Here is a 6,721-nt window from a genome sequence, read left to right as displayed (position 1 = left end):
CACCACCAACATCTGGCGGGCAAAGATCAGCTCACGGAACGGGATTTCTTTCGCCAGGCGATCGGCATCGTCCGGCTGGTAGCATTCAAACAGCACATAGCCGCTATTGTCCTTGACCCTGGCAAAGCCAAACACTTCCAACTGGGCGGCCTTGTCGGTGATTTCCGCCGCGCACTCTTTCTCAAAGCCTTGGCGGCAGTACAACGCGATCTTATTCATGGCGCTCGGCCTTTTTCCTCAGACGCATAGCGCCAATCAACATCAATGCCCAACCGATCAGGAAACAGGTCCCGCCGACTGGCGTGACATAAACCCAAACCTTTTGGTGAGACAGCGCCAGACAGTACAGACTGCCGCTGAACAACACGGTGCCGAGCGCCAACAGCGCTCCGCTCCAGTAAAACCACAGGCTGACCCGACGCTGCATGGCAACCGCCAGCCCCAGGATCGCCAGAGTATGGAAACCCTGGTAGTCAAGTCCGGTGCGGATCCAGGCCATTTCATTGACCCCAAGCGCACTACTCAATACATGCGCACCAAACGCGCCCAGAGCAACATAGACAAAGCCACTGATAGCAGCAAAAATCAGCATAGAACGACTATTCATCGTTATTCACCTTAATCGAGATTAACCAGCCACAACGTCACCGCAGCCGGCCCTATTGTTCGTAGCGAAAGCGGAACTTCTCCTGTTCGCTGGCCGCACGCGCCAAGATCCATTGGCGAAAGGCGGCTATTTTACCCAGTTCTGCCTGGCTGTCATGACATACCAGATAAAAAGCGTTTTTACTTACCAACACGTCGTTAAACGGGCAGACCAGCCGACCGGCTTCGATCTCGGTTTGCGCCATCACGTTATTGACCAGCGCAATCCCCTGGCCATGAACGGCCGCCTGCACCACCATGGCGCTATGGCTAAAGATCGGCCCTTGCTGCACGTTGATATGCTGTAACCCCAGCTGCCGGGTATATGCCAGCCAGTCGCGGCGTGAAGTATCATGCAGAAGCGTATGATAAGCCAGATCGTCCGGCACTTTCAGTGCATGATCGCCCATTAACAGGTTGGGAGAACAAACTGGTAGCAGATATTCCGCATACAAACGCTCGGCGCGCACCCCTGGCCAGTTGCCACGTCCATAAAAGATCGCCACGTCAACGTCATCCGCCAGCTTTTCTTCTTCACGGTCAATGGCCTGGATGCGCACATCGATCCCCGGATAAGCTGAGTTAAAGCTGGAAAGACGTGGCACCAGCCACTGAATGGCGAAACTGGGCGGCAGGCTGACGGTCAAAGCCCCCTTGGCACTGCGTGCCTGAAGCTTGCGTGTTGCCTCATTGATCGAAGAGAAAATCTCTTTGATATCCAGATAATAACTCTGCCCCTCTTCCGTCAGCAGCAGCGAACGGTTACGCCGTCGAAACAGTTTCAGCCCCAGGAAATCCTCCAGCGACTTGATCTGATGGCTGACTGCGGCCTGGGTAACAAACAGCTCCTCTGCCGCCTTGGTAAAGCTCAAATGGCGGGCTGCCGCGTCAAAAACCCGCAGAGCATTAAGAGGAGGGAGACGTTTAGACATTCATTGACCCTTTTGTATTGCAAACTGCGGCGTTGTCGGCTGAACGCGCCCTTACCGCCGCCAAACTGTGCCGAAAAATGCCGCGAGCGCAGGGACACGCCAGAGCGGCCAATTTGCCATTCATCGGCTTTAGTTACATTTATGTAACAAATGACCACCGGGTTTCGCAAACGAGATTAGGCTGCACGATACCTAACGCCACTAGCCCATCCGCATGGACTATTGCCATTAGTTTTTTTAATCCGAGCCATTATAAATTGTCCGTTGAGCATGCGCCAGTAAATACCTATAGTGGCGACACTTCCTGGGCCGGAACGAAAAGGGATTGGGTGTCGAAGACGCCGATGAACTTTTGGCTTGTGGTTGTGATGTTGTGTTTGCAATTTGTCCGCCAATTCGGACATGGTAGCTAGGCTACTGTTTTTCACTTCCTGTACATTTACCCTGTCTGTCCATAGTGATTTTATGCAGCACCGCCAACTTCGCGGTGCTTTTTTTTGCCTGAAAATTACTGTATTAGCTGGAAATCACTGATTACCTTCAACCATTTCCTTCACATCGGCACGGTTAATCTGCTGCTCAACGCCGTTGGCATCTTTGTAGCTGATCATCCCGGTATCGTTATCCACCTTAGGTTTTCCATCGGCGACAATGGTGCGCCCATCGCTGGTATGCATGACGTAGTTGCTTGAGCAGGCTGATAGGGTAAATGTAAGCATCAGGGCAGAGATAACGGCGGCTGTCTTGTTCATTTTTGACTCCTTGTAGATAAAAATGCTGTAAAACTAATTTCTGTTATTTAAGTAACTCATTCGCGTGCCAATATTCAGCATAACAAACTTTCGTCAGATTTCCAGGAAACAGCGACAATTGATCGGGATAACTTGTCTCTGACGCTAAAATAGGACAGGATCAATGGCTGACAAAACCACTGATAATCAGCCGATGAAGCCTTTTGAGCCCACCTTGTTCCACAGCCAGTTCCCGGCCCTTCAACAGGCGGGAATTTATCTGGACAGTGCCGCCACCGCGCTAAAACCGCAGGCGGTGATCGAAGCCACGCAGCAGTTTTACAGCGCAGATGCTGCCACCGTACACCGCAGCCAACATCGTGCGGCGCAGGATTTGACCCAGCGCTTTGAGCAGGCACGCCAGCAGGTCGCCACCCTGATTAATGCCCCTTGTGCGGACGATATCGTTTGGACCCGCGGCACCACGGAAGCCATCAATCTGGTCGCGCAGAGCTATGCTCGCCCACGTCTGCAGCCCGGGGATCAGATCCTGGTTAGTGAGGCGGAACATCATGCCAACTTGATCCCGTGGTTAATGGTGGCAGAACAGACCGGTGCCGAAGTGGTCAAGCTGCCGATTGGCCCCGATCGCCTGCCCGATTTGACGCTGCTCCCTGGCCTATTGTGCGAGAAAACCCGCATTCTGGCCCTTGGGCAAATGTCCAACGTCACGGGAGGCTGCCCGGATATCGCGCTGGCTATTGAGTTGGCTCATGCGGTGAATGCAGTAGTAATGATCGACGGCGCACAAGGCATTGTGCATTGCCCTGCCGACGTTCAGCGGCTGGATATCGATTTCTACGCTTTCTCCGCGCATAAACTCTATGGCCCAACCGGCATTGGTGCGTTGTATGGCAAAACCGCGTTGCTGGCCCAAATGGGGCCGTGGCAAGGCGGGGGGAAAATGCTGACGCAGGCTTCTTTCAGCGGCTTTACGCCACAAAAACCGCCACACTGTTTTGAAGCCGGTACGCCGAATATTGCCGGAGTGCTTGGGCTCAGCGCCGCATTGAGCTGGCTGGAAACGCAGGATATGGCCGCCGCCGAGCAATACAGCCGTGCCCTGGCGCAAAATGCCGAACAGCGTTTGCAGCAGTTACCTGGCTTTCGCAGCTTCCGCAGTTCCGGTTCCAGCCTGCTGGCGTTTGATATCGCCGGGATCCATCACAGCGATATCGTCACCCTGTTAGCCGAACAAAACATCGCGGTACGTGCGGGCCAGCACTGCGCCCAGCCCCTCATCGCCGCATTAGGGGTCAGTGGAACGTTACGTGCGTCGTTTGCGCCTTATAATACGCAGGAAGACGTCGATGCTCTGGTCATAGCGCTAGTTAATGCCATCGAATTACTGGCGGAATAAAATGCAAAACGGAGAACCGATGCTTGCCCCTCACCCTTTTGGCCGTGAAATCACCGCCGAGGCGCTGATAACAACCTTCAGCGCGCTGACGCTGTGGGAAGACCGTTACCGCCAACTGATCATGTTGGCGAAACGCTTGCCACCGCTGACGGCCGATCTGCGGCAAACGGAGATGGAACTGACCGGTTGCGAAAACCGGGTCTGGTTGGGGCACCAGCTGTTGGCTGATGGGACGCTGCATTTTTATGGCGACAGCGAAGGACGCATTGTCCGCGGCCTGCTGGCGATCCTGCTGACCGCAGTCGAAGGCAAAACGCCACAGCAGGTATTAGCCATCGATCCCCTGGCGTTGTTTGATAGCCTGGCGCTGCGTGCCCAGCTCAGCGCCACCCGAGCCAGCGGCCTGACAGCCTTGGCGGCCAGGGTTCACGCCATCGCTGCCAGCTATGCCTGACGTGCCGCCTTTGCCACCATCTTCTTCAACGCGTGGGAGACGGCAATAAAGCCAAAGGTCGCGGTGACCATGGTTGCCGCACCAAAACCCGCACTGCAATCCATTCTCTTCGGCCCTTCTGCGGTACTGCGTGAGGCACACACTGAACCATCCGGCTGCGGATATACCAGCGGCTCGGTGGAGAAGACGCAGTCGATCCCCAGCTTGCCTTTGCTGTTTTTCACCACGTTAAAGTCGTTCTTCAACCTTTCACGCAACTTGGCTGCCAGCGGATCCTGGATGGTTTTGGCCAAATCGGCCACGGCGATCTGCGTAGGATCGATCTGCCCACCGGCACCGCCGGTAGTCACCACCGGGATCTTGAAGCGGCGGCAATAGGCCAACAACGCCGCTTTGGGCCGCACGCTGTCGATAGCATCAATCACATAGCTGAAATTATGGTTCAACAGCTCGGCAACGTTGTCCGGGGTAATAAAATCATCCACGCAGGTTACCCGGCATTCCGGGTTGATCGCCAGGATCCGTTCCGCCATCACTTCGGTTTTCGACTGGCCAACATGCTGGCGCAAAGCATGGATCTGCCGGTTGGTGTTGGTGACGCATACGTCATCCATGTCGATCAGGGTGATCGCGCCAATGCCGGTTCGTGCCAGCGCTTCAGCCGCCCATGAACCGACCCCACCAATGCCGATCACACAAACGTGCGCCTGGGCAAGCAGTGCCAAAGCCGGCTGGCCGTACAGGCGTGCCGTGCCGCCAAAACGCTGTAGATAGGCCTCTGAATAGGCTGTACTCATTTCGCTTTACTTACCTTGGTTGCAAATAGTCAGGGCCGGAAGATCCGGCCCTGCGGGTCAAGCTATATGCCATCGTTCTCAGCGAGTAACCAGCTGGGAACCACTCGATGCGGTCAAAGGTTGATTGGCGCTGAACAGCTGCGCCCCAGGATTGCCGCCTTTCAATACCCAGACCCGGCCATAGTGATTATAGAACCCTGCCGAGTGGCCGGCTTCTGGGCCAATCCCCTGGTACATGTCAAAGTGCTGGCCCTTGATAGCTCCGCCCACGTCGAGGGCGACCATCAGACGCATTTCATATTTTCCCGTGAACTTGCCCTTGTTGTCCAGTAACGGCACTTCTGCCAGCAGCGTAGTACCCGCAGGGATCAAGGAGCGATCGGAAGCCACGGAGGCTTTGGCAATCAGCGGTACTGCACTGGCCCCTTTCACCGGAGCAAAAGGCACCGGGTGGAAGAACACGAACGACGGGTTTTGCTCCAGCAGTTCGCGCACCTCGGCTTCGCTGTGGGTATCCGCCCACTGGCGAATGGCCTGCATGGACATATCGGCCTTGGCCACTTCACCGCGATCGATCAGCACCTTGCCGATACTGCGGTAAGCATGGCCGTTCTTGCCGCTATAACCAAAGAACACCAATGGCTGGCCGTTGCCGAAATCGACATAGCCGCTGCCCTGCACTTCCATCATGAAGTTATCCATCAGGGAGTTGGTGTAAGCGATGATGTAACGGCTGTCCAGCGCCCCTGAGTAGATACCAGCACGATCCGGCAGGCGGCGCTTACCTTTGGCTGGCATGCTGTACAGAGGGTAGCGGAATTCGCCCTGTTGGGTATAACGCGCCTGCAGCACCGGGGTGTAATAGCCGGTGAACTGGACGTTGCCATAGCTATCGACACCTTCCATCTGATAGGCGCTGAGGCCGAACTGGTTCAGTTGGCGCGTATCCGCCCCCGCCGCCATCCAGTTTTGCACCGCCTGATAGGTGGAGTTATTGCGGTTAAACAGCGACGGCGAAGCGTATTTAATCTCCATCAGCTGGTTGGAGTAATCCTGGCCGTTGATCGGGGCGCCTCTGGCATTGGGGCGATTCACCAACTCCAGCGACTGATCCAGATGACCATCTTTATACTGCTGCCCCCGGTCGGTCGGTTTTGACGAACAACCGGCCAGTACCGCAATCACTAACCCACCGAGCAGGTATTTGCCCCAACGTCCTTTCATTGCACACTCTCTCAGACTGATATGTTCCATACCCAATGGATACGGGTAAACTGGCTGAACGATAACAAACGGCCATAGATAAAGGAATCGCTACCGCTAAAAATTCCCAGCCAGATGATTATGATGAAAAAAAACGCAAATTGGGGACTAATGCAGCATAAAAATGGCTTTCGGTGAATTATATGCAAAAAGGGTTTGCAACAAAATGCCTGGAGAGTATAGTGCGCTTCCATCGGACGCGGGGTGGAGCAGCCTGGTAGCTCGTCGGGCTCATAACCCGAAGGTCGTCGGTTCAAATCCGGCCCCCGCAACCAACCGATACGGCAATAGCGGTATCACATGAAGGGTTGGTTCGATAATATCAGTATCAAGACGGACGCGGGGTGGAGCAGCCCGGTAGCTCGTCGGGCTCATAACCCGAAGGTCGTCAGTTCAAATCTGGCCCCCGCAACCAATCTTGATAACATCAGACAAGCACCTTAACGGGTGTTTTTTTGTATCTGAATTTCCCCTACCTT

At 55.0% G+C, this 6,721-nt stretch carries 7 protein-coding genes, 2 tRNA genes and 1 pseudogene; 4 read left to right on the top strand and 6 right to left on the bottom strand.

The window, feature by feature from the left end; all coding sequences use genetic code 11:
- The 4 genes and pseudogenes from ACLQ7H_RS03060 to ACLQ7H_RS03045 form a co-directional block, all read right to left on the bottom strand.
- Positions 1-219: pseudogene (locus ACLQ7H_RS03060) on the bottom strand (23S rRNA (cytidine(2498)-2'-O)-methyltransferase RlmM); the annotation flags it as partial.
- Positions 212-607 carry a DUF423 domain-containing protein gene (locus ACLQ7H_RS03055; RefSeq protein WP_411751399.1) on the bottom strand — a complete coding sequence of 132 codons (396 nt, stop codon included), beginning with the start codon at positions 605-607 and terminating at the stop codon, positions 212-214. The gene ACLQ7H_RS03055 and the pseudogene ACLQ7H_RS03060, both read right to left, overlap by 8 nt.
- A gap of 52 nt (positions 608-659) precedes the next feature.
- On the bottom strand, positions 660-1,577 hold the full coding sequence (locus ACLQ7H_RS03050; protein ID WP_411751398.1) for a transcriptional regulator GcvA: 918 nt from the start codon (positions 1,575-1,577) through the stop codon (positions 660-662).
- 527 nt (positions 1,578-2,104) lie between these two features.
- The gene (locus tag ACLQ7H_RS03045; RefSeq protein WP_411751397.1) at positions 2,105-2,329 is read right to left on the bottom strand and encodes a YgdI/YgdR family lipoprotein; all 225 of its coding nucleotides are present in this window, start codon (positions 2,327-2,329) and stop codon (positions 2,105-2,107) included.
- Between the two features lie 193 nt (positions 2,330-2,522).
- On the opposite strand from ACLQ7H_RS03045, the gene csdA reads away from it, so the two are divergent.
- Entirely contained in the window at positions 2,523-3,728 is a 1,206-nt protein-coding gene (csdA, locus tag ACLQ7H_RS03040; protein ID WP_411751401.1) for a cysteine desulfurase CsdA, read from the top strand.
- Positions 3,729-3,747: 19 nt separating this feature from the next.
- On the top strand, positions 3,748-4,182 hold the full coding sequence (gene csdE, locus ACLQ7H_RS03035; protein ID WP_411751400.1) for a cysteine desulfurase sulfur acceptor subunit CsdE: 435 nt from the start codon (positions 3,748-3,750) through the stop codon (positions 4,180-4,182).
- On the opposite strand, the gene tcdA is transcribed toward csdE, so the two are convergent.
- Complete coding sequence (tcdA, locus tag ACLQ7H_RS03030) at positions 4,173-4,979, bottom strand: tRNA cyclic N6-threonylcarbamoyladenosine(37) synthase TcdA (RefSeq protein ID WP_411751396.1); 807 nt, start codon at positions 4,977-4,979, stop codon at positions 4,173-4,175. The two genes, csdE and tcdA, sit on opposite strands and share 10 nt — an antisense overlap.
- Before the next feature lie 78 nt (positions 4,980-5,057).
- Complete coding sequence (mltA, locus tag ACLQ7H_RS03025; RefSeq protein ID WP_065684152.1) at positions 5,058-6,203, bottom strand: murein transglycosylase A; 1,146 nt, start codon at positions 6,201-6,203, stop codon at positions 5,058-5,060.
- A 237-nt stretch (positions 6,204-6,440) separates the two neighbouring features.
- On the opposite strand from mltA, the gene ACLQ7H_RS03020 reads away from it, so the two are divergent.
- Both ACLQ7H_RS03020 and ACLQ7H_RS03015 read left to right on the top strand, forming a co-directional pair.
- Positions 6,441-6,517, top strand: a tRNA-Met gene (locus ACLQ7H_RS03020).
- A gap of 63 nt (positions 6,518-6,580) precedes the next feature.
- Positions 6,581-6,657: transfer RNA gene (locus ACLQ7H_RS03015), tRNA-Met, on the top strand.
- Positions 6,658-6,721 lie beyond the last annotated feature (64 nt).

The organism is Serratia sp. (in: enterobacteria) (assembly GCF_046715635.1).
Classification (GTDB): Bacteria; Pseudomonadota; Gammaproteobacteria; order Enterobacterales; family Enterobacteriaceae; genus Chania.
This window is presented reverse-complemented; position numbering and strand designations above follow the sequence as displayed.